Annotated in this window: 19 protein-coding genes; 9 read left to right on the forward strand and 10 right to left on the reverse strand. The window is 64.2% G+C overall.

What is annotated here, in order from left to right; genetic code table 11:
- The first annotated feature begins 1 nt into the window (after position 1).
- Positions 2–934 carry a DMT family transporter gene (locus ACFFP0_RS09320; protein WP_377259449.1) on the forward strand — a complete coding sequence of 311 codons (933 nt, stop codon included), beginning with the start codon at positions 2–4 and terminating at the stop codon, positions 932–934.
- Here ACFFP0_RS09320 and ACFFP0_RS09325 read toward each other — a convergent pair.
- Entirely contained in the window at positions 924–1,880 is a 957-nt protein-coding gene (locus tag ACFFP0_RS09325) for a DMT family transporter (protein WP_377259452.1), read from the reverse strand. The genes ACFFP0_RS09320 and ACFFP0_RS09325 overlap by 11 nt on opposite strands.
- 228 nt (positions 1,881–2,108) lie before the next feature.
- Here ACFFP0_RS09325 and ACFFP0_RS09330 point away from each other — a divergent pair, with 228 nt between their 5' ends.
- The 8 genes from ACFFP0_RS09330 to ACFFP0_RS09365 all read left to right on the forward strand — a co-directional run bounded on the left by ACFFP0_RS09330 (position 2,109) and on the right by ACFFP0_RS09365 (position 9,599).
- Positions 2,109–2,996 (forward strand): LysR family transcriptional regulator, encoded by an 888-nt coding sequence (locus ACFFP0_RS09330; protein ID WP_377259455.1) that lies wholly within the window; start codon positions 2,109–2,111, stop codon positions 2,994–2,996.
- A 94-nt stretch (positions 2,997–3,090) separates the two neighbouring features.
- The gene (locus ACFFP0_RS09335; RefSeq protein WP_377259458.1) at positions 3,091–4,044 is read left to right on the forward strand and encodes a tripartite tricarboxylate transporter substrate binding protein; all 954 of its coding nucleotides are present in this window, start codon (positions 3,091–3,093) and stop codon (positions 4,042–4,044) included.
- A 109-nt stretch (positions 4,045–4,153) separates the two neighbouring features.
- A complete protein-coding gene (locus ACFFP0_RS09340) occupies positions 4,154–4,822 on the forward strand; it encodes a 4-carboxy-4-hydroxy-2-oxoadipate aldolase/oxaloacetate decarboxylase (protein ID WP_377259461.1) in 669 nt (222 codons plus the stop codon).
- 79 nt (positions 4,823–4,901) lie between these two features.
- Positions 4,902–5,360, forward strand: a complete 459-nt coding sequence (locus ACFFP0_RS09345) for a tripartite tricarboxylate transporter TctB family protein (protein ID WP_377259464.1) — start codon at positions 4,902–4,904, stop codon at positions 5,358–5,360.
- Positions 5,357–6,868 (forward strand): tripartite tricarboxylate transporter permease, encoded by a 1,512-nt coding sequence (locus tag ACFFP0_RS09350; protein WP_377259467.1) that lies wholly within the window; start codon positions 5,357–5,359, stop codon positions 6,866–6,868. The genes ACFFP0_RS09345 and ACFFP0_RS09350 overlap by 4 nt, the downstream gene beginning before the upstream one ends.
- A 45-nt stretch (positions 6,869–6,913) precedes the next feature.
- A complete protein-coding gene (gene denD, locus ACFFP0_RS09355) occupies positions 6,914–7,900 on the forward strand; it encodes a D-erythronate dehydrogenase (RefSeq protein WP_377259470.1) in 987 nt (328 codons plus the stop codon).
- Entirely contained in the window at positions 7,897–8,652 is a 756-nt protein-coding gene (locus tag ACFFP0_RS09360) for an SDR family oxidoreductase (RefSeq protein ID WP_377259473.1), read from the forward strand. The genes denD and ACFFP0_RS09360 overlap by 4 nt, the downstream gene beginning before the upstream one ends.
- An 11-nt stretch (positions 8,653–8,663) precedes the next feature.
- Positions 8,664–9,599: a 2-hydroxyacid dehydrogenase gene (locus tag ACFFP0_RS09365; RefSeq protein ID WP_377259476.1), complete on the forward strand. Its 936-nt coding sequence runs from the start codon at positions 8,664–8,666 to the stop codon at positions 9,597–9,599.
- Positions 9,600–9,632: 33 nt separating this feature from the next.
- On the opposite strand, the gene ACFFP0_RS09370 is transcribed toward ACFFP0_RS09365, so the two are convergent.
- The 9 genes from ACFFP0_RS09370 to ACFFP0_RS09410 form a co-directional block, all read right to left on the reverse strand.
- Positions 9,633–10,613 carry an ABC transporter substrate-binding protein gene (locus ACFFP0_RS09370; protein WP_377259479.1) on the reverse strand — a complete coding sequence of 327 codons (981 nt, stop codon included), beginning with the start codon at positions 10,611–10,613 and terminating at the stop codon, positions 9,633–9,635.
- A gap of 13 nt (positions 10,614–10,626) precedes the next feature.
- Positions 10,627–11,442 (reverse strand): ABC transporter ATP-binding protein, encoded by an 816-nt coding sequence (locus ACFFP0_RS09375; protein ID WP_377259482.1) that lies wholly within the window; start codon positions 11,440–11,442, stop codon positions 10,627–10,629.
- Positions 11,439–12,521, reverse strand: coding sequence for a FecCD family ABC transporter permease (locus tag ACFFP0_RS09380; RefSeq protein ID WP_377259485.1), 1,083 nt, complete (start codon positions 12,519–12,521; stop codon positions 11,439–11,441). Before ACFFP0_RS09380 ends, ACFFP0_RS09375 begins: the two co-directional genes overlap by 4 nt.
- Positions 12,518–13,513, reverse strand: a complete 996-nt coding sequence (locus tag ACFFP0_RS09385) for a FecCD family ABC transporter permease (RefSeq protein ID WP_377259488.1) — start codon at positions 13,511–13,513, stop codon at positions 12,518–12,520. Before ACFFP0_RS09385 ends, ACFFP0_RS09380 begins: the two co-directional genes overlap by 4 nt.
- A gap of 38 nt (positions 13,514–13,551) precedes the next feature.
- On the reverse strand, positions 13,552–14,439 hold the full coding sequence (locus ACFFP0_RS09390; RefSeq protein ID WP_377259491.1) for a siderophore-interacting protein: 888 nt from the start codon (positions 14,437–14,439) through the stop codon (positions 13,552–13,554).
- Positions 14,440–14,471: 32 nt separating this feature from the next.
- Entirely contained in the window at positions 14,472–16,922 is a 2,451-nt protein-coding gene (locus ACFFP0_RS09395; RefSeq protein WP_377259494.1) for a TonB-dependent siderophore receptor, read from the reverse strand.
- A 113-nt stretch (positions 16,923–17,035) separates the two neighbouring features.
- On the reverse strand, positions 17,036–17,968 hold the full coding sequence (locus ACFFP0_RS09400; RefSeq protein ID WP_377259496.1) for a FecR family protein: 933 nt from the start codon (positions 17,966–17,968) through the stop codon (positions 17,036–17,038).
- A 78-nt stretch (positions 17,969–18,046) separates the two neighbouring features.
- A complete protein-coding gene (locus ACFFP0_RS09405; RefSeq protein WP_377259499.1) occupies positions 18,047–18,601 on the reverse strand; it encodes an RNA polymerase sigma factor in 555 nt (184 codons plus the stop codon).
- Between the two features lie 99 nt (positions 18,602–18,700).
- A complete protein-coding gene (locus ACFFP0_RS09410; RefSeq protein WP_377259503.1) occupies positions 18,701–18,877 on the reverse strand; it encodes a hypothetical protein in 177 nt (58 codons plus the stop codon).
- Between the last annotated feature and the right edge of the window lie 72 nt (positions 18,878–18,949).

Here is an 18,949-nt window from a genome sequence, read left to right on the forward strand (position 1 = left end):
GATGGACCCGCGAAAAGGCATTCTCCTCAAAATATCGGCGACGCTTTCCCTTGTCCTGATGGGGGCATGCATAAGCGCTCTTGGGGGAGACATTCCGATCGGGCAGGTCGTGTTCTTCCGCTCCGCCATAGCGTTGCTGCCGCTCTGTATCTGGATGGCCGCGCAGGGAGGCTTGCGCAAGGAGATCGCGACCCGTCACATAGGCGGCCATCTCGTCAGAAGTTTCTCGGGCACCGGCGGAATGGTCTTCAGCTATCTTGCACTGGCCTATCTGCCTTTGGCGGATGCCACGGCCATCAGCTACGCCACGCCGCTCTTCACCGTCGTCCTCGCCGCCCTGCTGCTGAAGGAAGTGGTGAGGATCTACCGCTGGACGGCCATCGTCATCGGTCTTTGCGGCATTCTGGTGATCCTGTCGCCGCACGCATCGTGGGAGGCATGGGACATGTCGTCAGGCAGCGCGGTCGCGATGACCGGCGGGATCTTCGGCCTGACGGCAGCCGTCTTTTCCGCCATTTCGATGATCCAGATCAGGCATCTGACGCAGACCGAGAATACCGGCGCGATCGTGTTCTATTTCACCATCCTGACGACGGCCATCGGCTTCGCAAGCATTGCGCTGGGCTGGAATACGCCGACCGGCTGGCAAATGGCGTTGCTGGTGGGCGCCGGACTGTTCGGCGGAATAGCGCAGATCCTGGTGACGCTGAGCCTTCGTTACGCGGAGGCGTCGCTTCTTGCGCCTTTCGACTACACGACGATGATCTGGGCCCTGCTGATCGGCTATGCGTTCATGGATCAGGTCCCGCCGGCGACCACCATCGCCGGCGCCTCAACGGTCATCGCCGCCGGCCTGTTCACCCTCTGGCGGGAAAAGCAGCTTCGCCGCAGACGCGTCGCCGCCGAGCAGCTTGTCCTGTCAACTAGCCGATAGCCCGCTTCCGGCTTTCGCAACGGGCCGGCGTGTCGCCGCCCCGGTCCTGCGCCCTCCCTGCCAGCCGGCTTTCGCGCCACATGGCGAACAGGCCGGCGGCGATGACCATGGCTGCGCCGCCGAGTGTCGCCGAGGTCGGTATCTCGGCCATGAACAGATATCCCAGCGCGACGGCCCAGATCATCGTCGTGTAGTCGAAAGGCGCAAGAAGCGATGCCTGGGCATGGCGAAGGCTGACCGTCATGGTGATCTGGCCGATGCCGCCCGCAAGCCCGCTGCCGGCAAGAAGGAGACACTGGCCCATGTCCGGCATCTTCCATCCCAGGGCCGCGGTGCCCAAACCCGCGGACAGGCCGGTCAATGTGTAGATGAGCACGATGCGGGAGGGGTGCTCGATGCTGTTCAGGCGGCGGATGGCAATCGCGGAGAAGGCGGCGCAAAGCGCACCCGCAAGCGCCAGAACGGTTCCGGTCATGGTCACGGCGTCGATGTCCGCGGCAGCCGAGGTGTCCGGAGCCGGCAGGCCGGGCGACAGCGTGACGAAAACGCCGACAAACCCGAGCAGGACGGCGGACCATCTGTATATGCGCACCCTTTCCCCCAGGAGCAGCGCCGCGAGCATGATGGTGAACAGGGGCGTCGTGTAGCTCAGCACGGTGACATTGACCAAGGGAAGATAGGCGAGGGCCAGGAAGCCGAAGAACAATCCCCCCAGCCCCGCGCAACTGCCGGCAAGCAGGCCAGGGATGTTTTTCCTCGCGGGGACATTCACGCTTTGGGACGACAGCCAGAGCCAGACGCTTAAGGGAACAAGCGCAAAGAGCGAGCGGCAGAACACGACCTCGCCGATGGGAATGGAACCGTTCAGCCCCCTGACGCAGGCGGACATCACCGTGAACGCGAGCGTCGCGATCAGTTTCAGCAGTATGCCAGTCCTCGGATTCATCCCGTATCCCCATGTGGCCGACCGTGTCACGCGGCGCGGGTGGAGGAAAGGCCAAGGCGGCGGCCATAAGAAACTTGTCTGGCCCCATCGGCCGCATCAAAAGCCGGAGGAGGCGGGCGCGACCGGACGGGGTCGCGTCCCGCGCGGTTTTTCCCCTAGGAGCATGGGGCAAAATGGTGTCATGATCGCGCTTCCCACCGGGGAGAGCAGCGGGAGGCGCGAGGAAACATGCTGGATCTGCGGAGGTTGCGATATCTCGTGGCAATCGCCGAGTGCGGATCGATGTCCGCCGCGGCGAGGCGGCTGGGGATCGCTCAGCCCGCCTTGAGCCACCACATCACGGAGCTTGAAAGGCTCGTGGGGTTCCCCGTGCTCCACAGGCTGGCGCGCGGTGTGCAGACGACCGAAAAAGGCGAGGTCCTGCTGTCCCACGCCCGCGCCATCATGGATCGGGTGCACCAGGCGGAGACGGAAATCAGGGCGATCGGAAGGCTGGACGAAAGGGTGATCCGGCTCAGCCTCATTCCGTCCTGGGCGACCGCCTTCACCCCCAGCATCGTCAGCGAGGTCACCCGCTCGATGCCCGGGATTTCGCTGCGGGTCATCGAAGCGAGAAACGAGGAATCGCTGCGCCTGATCGGCATGGGAAAGGTGGATATGGCGGTGACGCTCGCCGGCGGCTCCGCCGCGGCGGACGATCTCATCGTCGATGAAACACTCTACGCGGTCTCGGCGAAACCGGTCGCCGGGTCGATGCCCATGAAGGAGGTCGCGAAGCTGGACCTCATCCTGCCCCCGAAGGACAATCCGCTGCGCATCTCCGTCGACAAGGCCGCGGAACGGGTGGGCATCTCCCTCAACGTGACGATGGAGATCGACGGGCAGGACACGATAAAACGCGCCGTGAGCGCCGGCCTCGGCGCGACCATCCTGTCGTGGAATTCGGTGGCGCAGGAACTGCATACGGGCGGGCTGCGGGCCGCTCATATCGTCGACCCGGTGATTTACCGCTCGATCCATCTTCTGAGGAACAAGGATGTCGATGACCGCACCTTCCTCCTGTTCCGCGCGTTGTTGCGCGATGTGGCGAAGCGGGAACCGGCTTCAATCCTATAAACGATCCTTATAGGTACTTTGAAAACTCGGTATTTGTACCCGTCGTCGCGCTCACCTAGCTTCCTCCCATAAATACTCCAGGGAGGAAGTGGGTATGCATCTGAAGAGGTTTCTTTGCGGTTTGATGTCCGCCGTCGGGCTTCTCGCGGCGGGGGAGGCGGCGGCGGAATATCCCGAGCGGCCGGTGACGCTGGTCATCGGTTACCCCGCGGGCGGCGGTACGGATATCCAGTCACGCGTGCTGGTTCCGTTTCTCGAAAAATATCTGGGCACGTCAGTCATCGTCGAGAACCGAGAGGGGGCGGGCGGGCTGATCGGCGCCACGTACATCGCCAAGTCGAAGCCTGACGGATACACGATCGGGGCGCTCAATTTCCCTTCGATGTATTCCCCGATCGTTCAGGGCAACGCCACCTACAAGGCGGATGCGTTCACGCCGCTTGCAAACCAGATCGGGGGCGACCTGGCGCTGACGGTCAACAAGGCTTCGCCGATCAGGTCGGCGAAAGAGTTCGTGGAGGCGGCCAAGGCCAATCCGGTGGTCGTCGGCGTGACGGGCGTCGGCCATCCAAGCCAGATCACCGCGCTGCTGTTCGAGGAGGCGGCCGGGGTAAAGCTCAATTTCGTGCCGTTCAACGGCGGTGGGCCGGCAAGGCTCGCCATGCTCGGCAACCACGTCACGCTCGGGTTCATGAATCTCAACGAAGTGTTCGCCGACCACCGTTCGGGCGCGCTGCGGGTTCTCGCGACGTCAGGCAACGAGCGTTCTCCGCTTTCTCCGGATGTCCCGACCTTCAAGGAAGCGGGCTACAATGTGCAGTTCAGCCTGCTGGCCGGCTTCGGCGCACCCGCCGGGCTGCCGGCGAATGTCGAAGCCAGGCTGGTGGACGCCTTCCAGAAGGCGCTCAACGACCCCGACTATATCGCCGAGGCCAGGAAGCGCGAGCTGACCATGCTGCCCCTGACGCAGGCCGAATTCGCCGAGGCCCTCAAGAAGGGCAATGTCGATCTTGCCGAGCTCTGGAAGAGCAAGCCCTGGACCAAATAGGCGGCCGGCTCCGACCGTCTCCCCGCCATCCACAACTCCGCCCGCAACGATGCCGACGGTTCGGCCGCGTCGCGGCCCCACCAAACCCCCACCGAAAGAGGACCAATCAATGGCGCATGTCATCCGCAACTTCGAGCGGCCGTCCAAGGCCGATATCGAGGCGATCAGCAAGTTCAGCCCGGCAACCATTCATGAGGCGCAGGGCAAGCTCGGCGCTCTCGACTATCGGATCAAGCCCATCAAGCCGGGCCTGAAGATCTGCGGGCCGGCGATCACGGCCAAGTGCCACATCGGCGACAACCTGATGATCTTCGAGGCGATCAACCTTGCCAAGCCGGGCGACGTTCTGGTGATCGACGGCGGCGACAACCCCAATCAGGGCGGGTTCGGCGACGTGCTTGCCGCCGCCTGCATCGGCAAGGGCATCGTCGGCTTCGTGGTCAGCGCCGCCGTCCGCGACGGCAGAGGCCTCCGCGAGATCGGCTTTCCGGTCTTTTCGCTCGGGCTCTGCATGAAGGGAACGTCGAAGGACACGCTCGGCACGATCAACCATCCGGTTGTCGTGGGCGGCGAACTGATCACGCCCGGCGACATCATCTCCGCCGACGACGACGGCGTCGTCGTCGTCCGGGAGAAGGACGTCGCCAGGCTGGTCAAGGCCTGCCAGGAACGCGACGATCACGAAAACCACATGATGGAACTGCACCGCCAGGGCAAGATGGACATCGAGGATCGCTACCAGATGATGCGCTCCAAGGGATGCGTCTGGTCCGACTGATTGCGTTCTGCCAGAGTTCAATCGCTCCGGCGCTTCTGCCAGGCGCCGGAGTTTCGGAAAATTATGGGAGGGGAGCCATATGTCCGAAAGGAAGAATGAACCGAAGCTGACGGCGAACATGCTTTCCGGCGGCTTCTTCGTTCTCGTCGCAGCCGGTTTCTACACCGGCTCGCGAAGCCTCGGCATGGGTACGAACTTTCAGCCCGGTCCCGGCTACATGCCGACGATCGTCGCAACGCTGATGTTCTGCCTCGGCATCGTGCTGCTGGTGCAGGATTTCCTGGGCAACGCGCGGTCCGAAACGTGGGTGATGCCGAAGCTGAGACCGTTCCTGTCGGTCGCCGGCATCATCGGTTTCGCCCTGCTGATCGAGCCGGCGGGCTTCGCCGTCGCCGCACTGTTCCTGATCACGCTGGCTTGCGTGGCCCACGGAAGGATACGCTGGACCGAAGTGCTTCTGCTGGCCGCCGCGCTGATTTCCGCGTGCATCCTGATCTTCGTGGTGGGACTCGGGCAGAGGATACCGCTGTTGCCATGACCGACCTCCTGTCTCACATCGCCCTCGGCTTCGGGGTCGCCGTCACGCCGGTCAATCTCCTTTATTGCCTGCTTGGCGTCACGCTCGGCACCATGATCGGCATTCTGCCCGGCATCGGCCCCTCGGCGACCGTCGCCCTGCTTCTGCCGATCACCTATACCATGCCGGACACCGCCGCCCTGATCATGCTCGCGGGCATATTCTACGGCGCCCAGTACGGCGGTTCGACCACGGCGATCCTCGTCAACCTGCCGGGCGAATCCTCGTCCGTCGTGACGTGCCTGGACGGGTATGCGATGGCGCGGCAGGGCAGGGCGGGCGTCGCGCTCGCAGTCGCGGCACTGGGTTCCTTCTTCGCGGGGACGGTGGCGACCGTTCTGATCGTCGCCGTCGCCAAACCGCTTTCGGCGGTCGCCCTTGCCTTCGGCCCGGCCGACTATTTCAGCCTGGTGATCTTCGGGCTTCTGTTTGCGGTGTTCCTGTCGAGCGGTTCTCCGGTCAAGGCCGTGGCGATGGTCGTCCTCGGCATCGGCCTCAGCCTGATCGGCATCGATCCGACCTCGGGCGAGCAACGCTTCACCTTCGGCACGGCCGAATTGTTCGACGGCATCGATTTCGTCGTCCTCGCGATAGGACTTCTCGGCGTCAGCGAAATCCTCATCAACCTCCAGCAGGGCGTGGAGCGGGATGCCGGCGCCGTCAGGACCGGATCGCTGATGCCGACCAGGCAGGACTTCCGGCAGGCTTTTCCCGCCGTCCTGCGCGGCACGGCCCTCGGGTCCTTCCTCGGCGTACTTCCCGGCGGAGGCGCGATCATGAGCTCATTCGCGAGTTACGCCCTGGAACGCAAGCTCGCCAGGGACCCCTCGCGCTTCGGACAAGGCGCCATCGAGGGATTGGCCGGCCCCGAAAGCGCCAACAATGCCGGGGCGCAGACCTCCTTCATTCCGCTCCTGACGCTGGGCATTCCGGCAAACGGCCTGATGGCCCTGATGGTCGGCGCGATGATGATCCAGGGCATCACGCCGGGACCCGAAGTCATGCAATCCCGGCCGGACCTCTTCTGGGGCCTGATCGCCAGCATGTGGGTCGGCAACCTGCTGCTGCTCGTGCTCAATCTGCCGTTGATCGGAATCTGGGTTCGCCTTCTCGGCATACCCTATCGTTTCCTCTGCCCGGCCATTCTGATGTTCTGCGCGATCGGCGCCTACGGGCTCTCCTACAGCGTCATCGACGTCCTGTTCTGCGGCATATTCGGCGTGGCGGGCTTTTTCCTGCGCAAGATCGGATGCGAACCCGCGCCGCTGGTCCTGGGTTTCGTGCTGGGGCCGCTCCTGGAGCAGAACATGCGTCTCGGCCTGCTGATCTCCCAGGGAAGTTTCGCTACGTTCGTGACCCACCCGATCAGCGCCGTTCTTCTGGGCCTCTCGGCCGTCGTCGCGATCCTGATGGCGGTACCGGCCATCACCCGCCGGCGGGAGGTCGTGTTCCAGGGGGACGAGGACTGACAATTCCATTTGAACCGGCAATGCCGACAAACCGAAGGTGAAGACATGCATGTGCTTGTAATTGGGGCGGCCGGTATGATCGGCCGCAAGCTGACGCAGCGGCTCGCCGCGGACGGCGCGCTCGACGGCAGGAAGATCGCCGAATTGACGCTGACCGACATTTTCGAGCCGACGGCTCCGAAGGGGTTCGGCGGAAAGATCAATATCGAACGGAGCGACCTTTCCCGGACCGGCGCGGCGGCGGCGCTCGTCGCGAAGCGGCCGGACGTGATCTTCAATCTGGCCGCTGTCGTCTCGGGTGAGGCCGAAGCCGATTTCGAGAAGGGCTATCGCATCAATCTCGACGGCGGGCGCTCGCTGTTCGAGGCGATCCGCCTTGAAAACCAGAAGGACGGCTATCGTCCGCGGGTCGTCTTCTGCTCCTCGCTTGCCGTCTTCGGCCCTCCCTTCCCGAAGCTCATCGGCGACGAGTTCCTGACGGCGCCGCTGACGAGCTACGGAACGCAGAAGGCAATCGTCGAAATGCTTCTGGCCGATTACAGCCGCCGCGGCTTCTTCGACGGGGTCAGCATACGGCTCCCGACGATCTGCATCCGCCCCGGCAAGCCGAATGCCGCCGCATCCGGCTTCTTCTCGAACATATTGCGCGAGCCGCTGGTGGGCCTGGAGGCCATCCTGCCGGTCGCCGACACCGTCCGTCACTGGTTCGCAAGCCCGCGCTCGGCAGTCGGCTTCCTCGTTCATGCCGCCGCGATCGACCTGTCCTACCTCGGCGCCCGACGCAACCTGATCATGCCCGGCCTCTCCGCGACGGTCGCGGACGAGATCGAGGCTCTGCGCTCCTTCGCGGGCGAGAAGGCCGTGGCGCTCATCAAGCGGGTGCCGGACGAACGGATCATCAAGATCGTCGACGGCTGGGCGGAGGACTATGAGCCTACCCTGGCATTGTCGCTGGGGTTCAGGGCCGAGTCCTCCTTTGGCGAAATCATCCAGGCGCATGTCGAGGACGAACTGGAAGGGAGAACAGCATGACCGCGGCAAGGATTGCGCTCATTACCGGAGCGGGAACGGGTGTCGGAAAGGCGATATCGTCGGCTCTTCTGGACGACGGCTATCATATCGCGATGACGGGGCGGCGGCGTGAGGTCCTCGAAGAGGCCGCGGCGGAATGGAAGGAGCATGCCGACCGCATACTCGTCGCGCCCGCCGACATCTCCGTTCCGGCGGATGTGGAGCGCCTCTTCTCCGAGGTGCGCAAGCGGTTCGGGCGGCTGGACCTTCTGGTCAACAATGCGGGCATGTCCGCGCCGGCCGTGCATATCGAGGACGTTCCGTTCGAGACCTGGAACGCCGTGGTGGGCGCGAACCTGACCGGCGCCTTCCTCTGCACCCAGGCGGCCTTCCGCCAGATGAAGGCGCAGACGCCGCAGGGAGGGCGCATCATCAACAACGGCTCCGTTTCGGCCACGACCCCGCGGCCGCGCTCCGCTCCCTACACGGCGACCAAGCACGCCATCACCGGCCTCACGAAATCGGCGGCGCTCGATGGCCGGCCGTTCAACATCGCCTGCGGCCAGATCGATATCGGCAATGCCAGCACCGAGATGACCCGCGCGATGGCGACGGGCGTGTTGCAGGCGGACGGCAGCACCGCCGTGGAGCCGACCATCGACGTCGGCATCATCGGCAAGGCGGTCGTGCACATGGCTTCGCTTCCGCTGGAAGCAAACGTGCTGACCATGACCGTCATGGCGACGGGCATGCCGTTTGTCGGCCGCGGCTGATGGGGGACGGCATGAAACCGGGCCTTCTGCAGATGTACCCGCTCACGCCGCAGATGGAGGCCGAACTGCAAAAGCGGTTCAGGGTCCATCGCTGGTATGAGATTTCCGACAAGCAGGCGTTTCTCCAGGCGGAAGCCGAAACCGTGAAGGCAGTCGTGACCGGCGGCCATATCGGCGTCGCCCCGGATCTGTCGGCTGCCCTGCCCAATCTGGAGATCGTCGCGATCAATGGCGTCGGCTTCGACAAGGTCGATCTCGCGCAGGCGCGCGAACGCGGTTTCCGGGTGACGAATACGCCGGACGTCCTGACCGAGGACGTCGCGGAACTTGCGATCGGCCTTTCCATCGCGCTCATGCGCCAGATCGTCAGGGCCGATCATTACGTGCGGTCCCGCGAGTGGGAAAAGGCCGAAATGCCCCTGGCCAACAAGGCATCGCGGAAGCGCTACGGCATTTACGGTCTCGGCCGTATCGGAAAGGCGATAGCTTCGCGTCTGGAGGCCTTCAACGCCAAGATATCCTATTGCAGCAGACAGCGGCAGGACGTGCCCTACGAATATCATGCCTCCGCCGTTTCGCTCGCGAAGGGTTGCGATATCCTGATCGTCGCCGCCGCCGCCACGCCTGAAACCCGTCACGTCATCGACAGGCATGTGCTGGAGGCGCTGGGACCGGACGGGGCGCTCGTCAATATCGCCAGAGGATCGCTGGTCGACGAGAAGGCGCTGGTCGACATCCTGTCCGCCGGCGGGCTGAAGGGCGCAGCGCTCGACGTGTTCGAGAACGAACCTCACGTTCCCGACGAACTGATCGCGATGCCGAACGTGGTGCTGGTGCCGCATGTGGGGGCGGCAACGCATGAGACACGCGGCGAAATGGGCAGGCTGGTATTGGCCAATCTGGACGCCCACTTCGCGGGGAAGGATTTGCCCACGCCGGTTGTTTAGAGTATCCGTTTTGATCAAGCGGGTTTGAAACACCTAACGCCCGTTTGCCGGACGCAATGCGGTCGCCAGAAGAGGAGCGATCCGGTCCAGCGCGAAATCGATCGAGAGAGGGGATTGAAACCACAGCGCGGCCGCCAGATCGCTGTCGGCCTCCAGCCATATCGAGCGGTCTTCACGAAAGAGGCGCAGATTGCGGTAGGCCATGACGGATTCGATTTCCGTCCGCCCGCCGTTCGGCCAGACGACGAGATCGAGGTCCATCATGTCGGCCTGCTCCAGGCTGAGGCGAATCCAACCCGCTCCGTCGGCGAGCGCCTCAAGCCCTTCCGGCGGAGCAAAGCCCAGTGTCGCGATGAACCTGCCAACTGCGCTCGTGCGGCTCCAGAGCGTGAACTGGCCGTCGCGCATGTCCGCAAAACTGGCGGTTTTTCCCTTAAATTCCGGATGAGATAAGCGCAGATTCGAGGCCTTCTCCCGCAAGGCCGCGATGATGTTGTCCGCTTTTGCCGTCGCGCCGGAGGTCGTCAGGTCCAGAAGGCGCAGCTGAGCCTCCCAGGGCGCGCTCCATCGGGGATATCCGGCAGGCACGGTGACCACCGGCGCGACCTTCGACAGTTTTCGGTAGGTCGCCGGATCGAGGTCGCCATAGGTCGCCACGATGAGGTCCGGATCGAGCGCCAGGACCCATTCGGGATCGACGGAGCGTCCGGCCGTCACGGAAGGCTGCGCGCCAAGCTTCCGGCGCAATTCTTCCGCCCAGCGCCAGGTCGCGTAAGGTTTCCGTCCCCACCATTCGCGGACCCCCACCGGCGCCAATCCCAGCGCATAGAGGAAATCCTGGTCGTTGAGGCCAAGCGAGACGATCCGCTTCGGGGGCGCGGCGATCGTCGTCTCCCCAAGCGCATGGCGCACGGTGACGGGGAAGGACTGGGCAAGGGAGGACGCGGCTACCGTCATGAGAACCAGAAGCGCTCCCCCGATCACCCGCATGAAAGCACGTATCGCGCCAGGCATTATTTCTCCTCCCTCAAAGCGCCGGCTGCCGGCCTCTGGGGATCACATGCGGCGTATGGGAGACCGGATCGTCCATGACGAGGCAGGAAAGGCCGAACACGGTCTCCACCAGTGCCTCGGTCACCACGTCCGCCGGCCGTCCCTGAGCCACGACCCGGCCTTCGCGCATCGCGACGAGATGGCTGGCATAGCGGCATGCCTGATTGAGATCATGGAGGACCGCGACGATGGTTCGGCCCGCCTTCGCGTTGAGGCCATGGAGGAGATCGAGCAGGTCGACCTGATGCGCCATGTCGAGGAAGGTGGTCGGCTCGTCGAGCAGCAGGATCGGCGTCTCCTGGGCGAGCACCATGGCGATCCACGCCCTCTGGCGCTGGCCTCCGGACAGGGTGTCCACCTGCCGCGACGCCAGATGCGCGATCCCCGTCGCCTCCATCGCTGACTGGACGGCCGCCTCGTCCTGCCGGCTCCATTGACGCAGGAAGGTCTGATGGGGATAACGTCCCCTTGCGACCAGATCCGCGACGGTGATGCCTTCCGGCGCGGTCGCCGTCTGGGGTAGCAGCCCGATGCGGCGGGCAACCTCCATCGACGGATAGCTCGTTATCTCCCGGCCATCGAGAACGATCTCGCCGGATTGCGGCGCCAGAAGCCGGGCGAGCGCTTTCAGCAAAGTCGACTTTCCGCAGCCGTTGGCGCCGACGATCACTGAGAAGGAGCCGTCCGGAATGGCGACATCGAGCTTCTGGATGATCACGCTCGACCGATAGGCCAGGGTGACGTCCCGGGCCGAAAGTCTTTCGGAGCAGAGCGTGCCGTCTTCTTTCATGCAGAGAGCTTTCGTGATCGGGAGGCTTCCCGCAGCAGCAGCCACACCAGATAGGCGCCTCCGCCGCTGACCGTCACCAGGCCGACGGGAAGCTTCGTCGGGGCGAAAAGATGTGTAGCGACAAGATCGGATGCCGAAAGGAGAAGCGCGCCCATCGCGGCCGATGCGGCCAACGGTATTCCGGGCGTGCCCGCCAGCCGCCGCGCCAGTTGCGGCGCGGACAGGGCCACGAAGCCGATCGGTCCCGCAGCTGCCGTCACGATGGCCGTCAGAGCGCCGGCGATCACCAGCATCGCGATACGGACCGCGCGAACGGGCACCCCGAGGGAAAGGGCGACGTCATCGCCGAGTTCCAGTTGCCGGATGGAGCGATGCAGGCCCGCCATTCCGGCAAGAAATGCCGCCAGCATGGCAGCAACCGGCAGAAGGCGTTCCATGTCCATCCCGTCCAGGGAGCCTGCGCCCCAGAAGGCGGCGGACATGGCGATCTCCAGCCGCGTCACCGTCAGCATCCAGGTGTTGATGGCGGACAGCATCACGCCGATCCCGATGCCGACAAGGACGAAGCGAAGCCCGGTCGTGCCTTGCGCGATCAGGTAGACCGCGCCTGCAGTGAGGATGCCTCCGCCAAGAGCGCCGGCCATGACCTCATAGGGAGAGGTGCCGACGAAGACCATGACGAGCAGGACTCCCGCAAAGGCGCCCGCGTCGAATCCTACGATATCCGGGCTTCCCAAAGGGTTGCGGGTCAGCGACTGGAAAACCGCCCCGCTCACGCCGAGGGCCGCGCCGAAAAGAAGGGCGGCGGCAATTCTCGGCAGGCGCCACTCGATCACGACCATCCGCACCCGGTCCGTCGCATCGCCCGCGAGCGCCTTCCATATCTGCGGCACCGGAATGGAATAGGCTCCCATCGAGAGATCGGCGAATGCGACGAGCAAGGCGGAGAGAAGGAGGACGGTGCTGATCGCCATCGGCCGGACGGGGATTTTCAGGGAAATCCGCCCGTCGAACAGGCGAAGCTGCCGCTCCCCGGGAAAGACGTGGTCCTGCGGTTCCGGCCTCGCCACGTCGTTCATAGGGCAATCGACCTTTCCCGGCGGATGAGAAGGACGAAGACCGGCGCGCCGATCACGGCCATGACCAGACCGGCCGGCAGTTCGCCGGGACGCATGACGATGCGGCCGAGGATGTCGGCCATCAGCAGCAGGGCCGGCGACAGAACGAGCGTGAAGGCCAGCGTCCAGCGCTGGTCCGCGCCGGTAAAACTGCGGACCATATGCGGGACGAGCAGGCCGACGAACGCGATCGGCCCGGTTCCGGCCGTTGCCGCCCCGGCCAGCAGCGTGGCGGCGAGGCCGCCGGCCGTCCTCGTGCGCAATACGCCGACACCCATGGCGGTGGCGATGTCCTCGCCCAGTGACAAGGCGTTCAGGGACCGACCGCAAGCGAGCGCGAGCAAGAGGCCGACGCTAACGAAAGGGGCGATCGCCAGCGGAGCTTCGAGATTCGGCGCGGCGAGGGTTCCCGCGCTCCAGCCCCGCATCCGGTCGAAACTGACCGGGTCGAGCAGCAGGACGGCATTGATGACGCCGCCGAGCATGGCTCCCACCGCGACGCCCGCCAGCGTCAGACGAACCGGGATGCCCCCGCGCGGTCCGTAGAAACCTATCCCATGGACGATGAGCGCCGCCACGGCGGCGCCAGCGAAGGAAAGCCAGATATGGGCGTTCCAGCCCGTCAGTCCGAACAGGCCTCCGCCGAGAACCATCATGAAGGCCGCACCCGCGTTGATGCCGAGGATTCCCGGATCGGCGAGCGGATTGCGGGTCAATGCCTGAAGGACGACCCCCGCCATGCCGAGAGCCGATCCCGACAGCAGCCCGAGCAGCGTTCTCGGAAGACGAAGGGAGAGCATGGCCATGCCATCTCCGTGCCAATCGCCCGAAAGCACCGCTTCGAACAGCGCCCCGGGCGACACCGGACGCGAGCCGACCGCAAGGCTGGCCGCGACCGTCACGCATAGGCACCCCAGGGCCATGAGGAACCACAGGGACCGCTTCGCCGCCATGTTTCCGGCCTGCGATGGCATGGTGTCCGCGGCCCCGATCAAAGGTTGAACTTTTCCAGGGTCGCCTCGACCTCGTCGCGCACGTCCTCGGCATCGCGGTCGGATTGCCAGGCGGCTTCTATCTCCTCGCGAACCGCAGCGGGCAGGACCTGCCATCTCGCCTGCCACTCGTGTTTCGCCTCGATCCAATAGGCGACGAGCTTGTAGCGTTCGGCGGGAATCTTCAGCGTCTGCCGCACATGCTTGCGGATTGCGCGAACCGGTTTCTGCTCCGCCGCCACCCAGATGTAACCCGGCGTGGACGGCAGTTTCATCGCGCGGAAGGCGGCCTCCAGCCGGCTGGGTCCCATGCCGTTGCCGCTTCCATCGAGCCATGTCACCGTCGCGCGGGGGTGATCCGGCAGGTCCTGCCGGTGTCCGGGGTCGGCCACCTCGATCACGACATGGCTTTTGACCGTCGCCGGCGTCTGCTCCAGCAAGCGGGCCAGCGCGGGAATACCGGTCGCATCCGCCATCAGCAATTGCCATTCGACATCCGGCGGAGGCGTGTAGAGACCACGCGGACGATTGATGACGGTCTGGCTGCCCGGCTCCGCGGCCTGTGCCCAGCTGCTGGCCAACCCGCCTTCGTGAACGACGAAATCGATGTCGAGCTCCCGCGCCGCAGGATCGAAGCGCCGGACGGTATAGGTCGCGCACTTCACGGGCGGTTTGCCTTCCTGATAGGTCCACCGGCCTTCCTCGTCGATGATCGGCAGGACGACTTCGCCGCTCTCATCGTCCGGAAAGAACAGCCGAAGATATTCGTCGCCGATCCCGGTCGTCAGGAAATCTCCCAGTTCACCACCGGAGAAGGTCAATCGGATCATGCCGGGGGTCAGGTATCGCCGGGCGACCACCTCGACATTGTAAAACATACGCTGCATGCCTTGTCCTGTCCTGTAATCCACCGGCGCTCCTACCATGTGTACCGCAGTGTGCCGATCACGGTCCGGCCGGGGTCGAGATAGCAATATCCCGAGGTGCAGGTCGTATCCCGGCGATCGAAGATGTTGGTGGCATTCACCTGGAGGCTCAATCCCTCGTATTTCGGGTCGATCGCCTTGAAATCGAAGCGCAGGGATGCATCGAACAGCGCGCGCGCTCCATTGGCCAGCGTATTGGCGTCGTCGCCGTAGCTTGAGCCGATGAAACGGGCGCCGAACCCGCCGCCGAGGCCATGGAACGGCATGCCCTCGGGCACCGTGTAATTGGCCCATACCGATGCCATGTGGAACGGGACGCTGGACACGAAATTACCCACGGTGCCCGCGGTTCCTTCAAGGATTCGCAGGTCGGTGTAGGTGTAGGATGCGGCCAGGGACAGTCCGTTGTCGAGGCTCGCAACGGCTTCGAGTTCTATGCCCCTGGAGCGCAGCTTGCCGCGCTGGACCTGCGTGTTGACGCCGTCGATCACCTGATAGAAGAGGCCATTCTTCTGATCGATGTTGAAATAGGCCGCCGTCAGCATGAGGTTGGTGTCGGGCAGAAGATACTTGACGCCGAACTCCTCCTGCGTGCTCGTCGTCGGCTTGAATGGCGCGTTGGCCGTCGAGTTCCAGCCGACATTCGGCGAAAAGGCGGTCGAGAAGCTCGCATAGGGAACGAGCCCGAAGGGCGTCTCGTAGGTCAGGCCGACACGGCCGGAAAATTCGCGGTCCTTCTGCTCTATGGAGGAAACGGCAGCGGTCGTCAGATCGGTGTAGTCCGTATCCGTCGAGACCCAGTCGTATCGCCCGCCCAGCGTCAGCGTCCAGGCATCGTAGCGCAGCTGGTCCTGAAGATAGAGGCCGGTCTGGATCTGCCGCTGGTCGGTCCGCGAGGTGAGGGCCGGCGTGGCGATGTATTTGCCGTAGTTGGGGTCGAGCGTGTTGAGCGGATCGACGGCTCCGGACCCCGCCAGCGCCCGGTACTTGACCCAGGTGAAATCCAGGCCGCCGAGCAACGTGTGGTCCACTGGCCCCGTCGAAAACTTCGCTTCGAGCTGGTTGTCGATGACGAAGGCATTGAGCCGCTGCACGTCGTATCCCGCCCCGCGGTCGATCAGCGTCGGATCGAGAGCGTGCTGCGCCCCGTTGTAGGTATAGACGTATTTGGCATCGACATCCTGCCAGGAGTAGCGGGCATTCTGGCGGAAGGTGAAGGTCTCGTCGAAGGCATGTTCGAATTCCCAGCCGAAGCGCGCCTGCTTGTGCACAAGGTCGCCGAAAGCCGGATCACCCGCCTCGTAAGGGCTGACGTGACCGTAATAGTCGTTGTGATAGGCCGGATTGCCGCCGCTTTCGGAGCGCGAATATTCGCCCAGCAGCGTCAGCCTGGTATCCTCATCCGGCTTCCAGGTCAGGGCGGGCGCGATATAGGCCCGGTCGTCCGAGACGGACTCGAATTCCGTGTCGCCGACGCGGCCGAGACCGGTCAGGCGGTAGTAGATCGGGTCCTCCTCGCTCACCGGCCCGGAGACGTCGAACTGGCCCTGATAGCGCTGATCGGTTCCCCATTGCAGTTCGACGTCGCGATACGGTTCTTCCGTCGGCCTCTTGGTGATGACGTTGTAGAGGCCGCCGGCGCCGGTCGCTCCGTAGAGCGCGGACGAGGGGCCGCGAAGGATCGAGACACCCTCGATGCCGTAGGGCTCTGTCAGGAAGAGGCCGTATCCGGCGGCGGGCTGCCGGAGGTTGTCGCGGAAGACGCCCGTATTCGTGACGTTGAAACCGCGCACGAAAAAGGAATCGAACCGCGGGTCCGCGCCATAAGCGTTCACTCTCGCTCCCGGCGTATAGGCGATGGCGTCCAGAAGCGATTGCGGGTTGCGGTCCTCGAGCTGCTTTTCGGTGACGGACGATATGGACTGCGGCGTCTCGACGAACGGGGTATCGGTCTTGGCGCCGGTGGCGCTGCTCCTGCCGACGTAACCGTCGGCATCGATGACGCCGCCGCTGCCTCCATCCAGCACGATCGTCGCCAGCATCGTATCGCCGCTCGCAACCTGGCCGGTGGAACCCGAATTGCCCGTGGCTGCAGCCACCGTCACGCTGCGTGGATTGATGAAATTGTAGGACAGTCCCGTACCTGCCAGAAGAGATGTCAAGGCCTGGCCGGGCGTGAAGCGCCCGGAAAGCCGTGCCGCCGTCTTTCCGGCCACCGCCGCGCTTTCAAAGCCGATATGCAACCTGCTCTGCGCCGCAAGCGCGGAAAGCGCGCCTGAAAGAGGTCCGGCCGGAATGTCGATCGCAACGGTTTCCTCCTGCGCCATCGCAACAGGCGCGGTCATCGCCAGACTGCCGGTGGCGACACCTGCAGCCATGGCCAATGCCACCGCGTTCACAACGGATACATCGGCACGACGCACAGTGCCGGACTTCTTTCGCATGACTGATCCCTCTCGTCTTCCAGGGCAGGTTCCGGTCTGCTCCGGAGGCCTGCCAGTGGTTAGACGAACGGCGAATGCGGATGAGGCTGTCGGGCCGGACTTTTTTTGAGGGCTCAATATATGACCGTCATCAGATTGCCTGCGCGTGCGATGCGCAGCCCGAAAATCTGGGCGAAGCTCGACAACGCCTCCTGCGGATCGGAAAGATCGAAAGAGCCGCTGACGCGCCGGTCCGCAACCGACTTCCTGGCGATCACGACCTTGCCGGGGACATGGCGGAATATCTCCTGGACGACCGTCGAAAGAGGACGGTTTTCAAAGGCAAGCCGGCCCGAACGCCACGGGACCTCCATGCCGGGGGTCACAGTCTCGACCTGCCCGAGCTTTCCTCCGGCGTCGTAGGAGAGCCTCTGCCCTGCCTCGAGGCGGGCGGATCGCTCGGAGGCGTCGCCCGTTACGAGAACGTTGTGTTCGGTCACGACGACTTCGGTGCCGCCTTCCACGAGATTGATGTCGAAGGCCGTGCCTGTGACCCTGACCGTACCCGCGCCGGCCTCGACGACGAAGGGGCGTTCCGGGTCCCTGGCAACCTCGAAATAGGCCTCGCCCTTCAGCAGGACCACCCTGCGGTCCGCCGCCGTGAAATGTTCTGCCAATGCGCTCTCTCCGTTGAGAAACGCGCGGGAGCCGTCGGGGAGCGTGACGACAGGCATTTCATTGGCTGCGGACATGACATCCGCCCGCAGCCATACCGGTCCATCGAACCAGAGGAAAAGGCCGCCACCGAGTGCCGCCAGCAAAAGAATGGGAATGAGGGGATTGCCGCCGGCGGATTTCCGGCGGATGAGTTTCCTGGTGAAATCCGGGTCCCTGGCGAGCGCGGCACCCGTTTCCCCCAAAATCCGCCTTGCCTCGTCCAGGGCTTGCGGATGGCTCGGACAGTGTTGCAGCCATCGATCGAGATCGACGAGTTCCGCCTCGGACAATCCGCCGTCATGAAGGCGGATGGCCCAATCGACAGCCTGCTCTTGAAACTCTTTTCGCATATCCGTGCTTCCGGGGAGACGTTTTGCCCCAACAAACTGCCACAACAGGTAGACGATCGAACAACCGGAAAAGGGCTGTTACTCGAACGATGCCATTTTCGCCATGCAGGAGAGGAGGGCGTTGCGCAGGTGCCGGTCGACCATGCGGCGCTTTATGCCGAGGCTTTCGGCGATCTCCTCCTTGCTCATGCCGCCGATGCGATAGGCGATGAAGACGGTCCGGCATTGCCTCGGCAATTCGGCGATGGCGTTTTTCAATATCTCGACGCGCTTCATCACATCGAGGCGGGCTTCCTGGGAGGGCGCCTTCAAGGGCACTATCACGGCCTGCTCGTCCAGAGCCGCAAACAGCCGGTTCTCGAACGCGATCCTTCGGGCCCGGTCGATGCCGAGATTGATGGCAGCGCGGATCATGAAGGCCCGAAGGGAGGACTTTCCAGCCAGCCGCTCGGGATGTCTCGACAGCGTCAGGTAAAGATCGTGGACGACTTCCGTCGCCTGCACCTGCGCCATCCCGCGCCGCCTGACGGCATTGCGCATGTCGTCGTAATAAGCTTCTATCGCGCGGTCGAGAAGGGTCTTGCCGAAAACGTCGTCGCCCGCCGTCAACGGCGCGACGTTGTCCACCGTCATCGCTTTTCTATCCAGTTTCACATGAATGGCCCCGAAGCTCGCAATGGGGCACATTTGCATGATCGCGCACCGCAACGCAATATAAGATGAGTATTTTTGTCATCTATTGATGCCGCACGCGGGCGCCTCGCATGCCGGCCCGGGATCTCGGCGGCCGGCGAGCAGTTCCTCCACCGCCGCCGAGACCTGCTGCATTTCCCGGGGAAACCGGCCCGGCCCGCCCGCGCAGTGACCATAGGGCGAATGGATGGGGCGCAGTTCCGCATTGGCTACCATCGCTCTCCTGTTTGAGGAGATAGATTTCGCACTCGATGCCGAGGTTGAAGCCGAAGCCCTTCTTCTCCGCCT

The sequence above is a fragment of the Neorhizobium puerariae genome (assembly GCF_042429745.1).
GTDB classification, from domain to species: domain Bacteria; phylum Pseudomonadota; class Alphaproteobacteria; order Rhizobiales; family Rhizobiaceae; genus Neorhizobium; species Neorhizobium puerariae.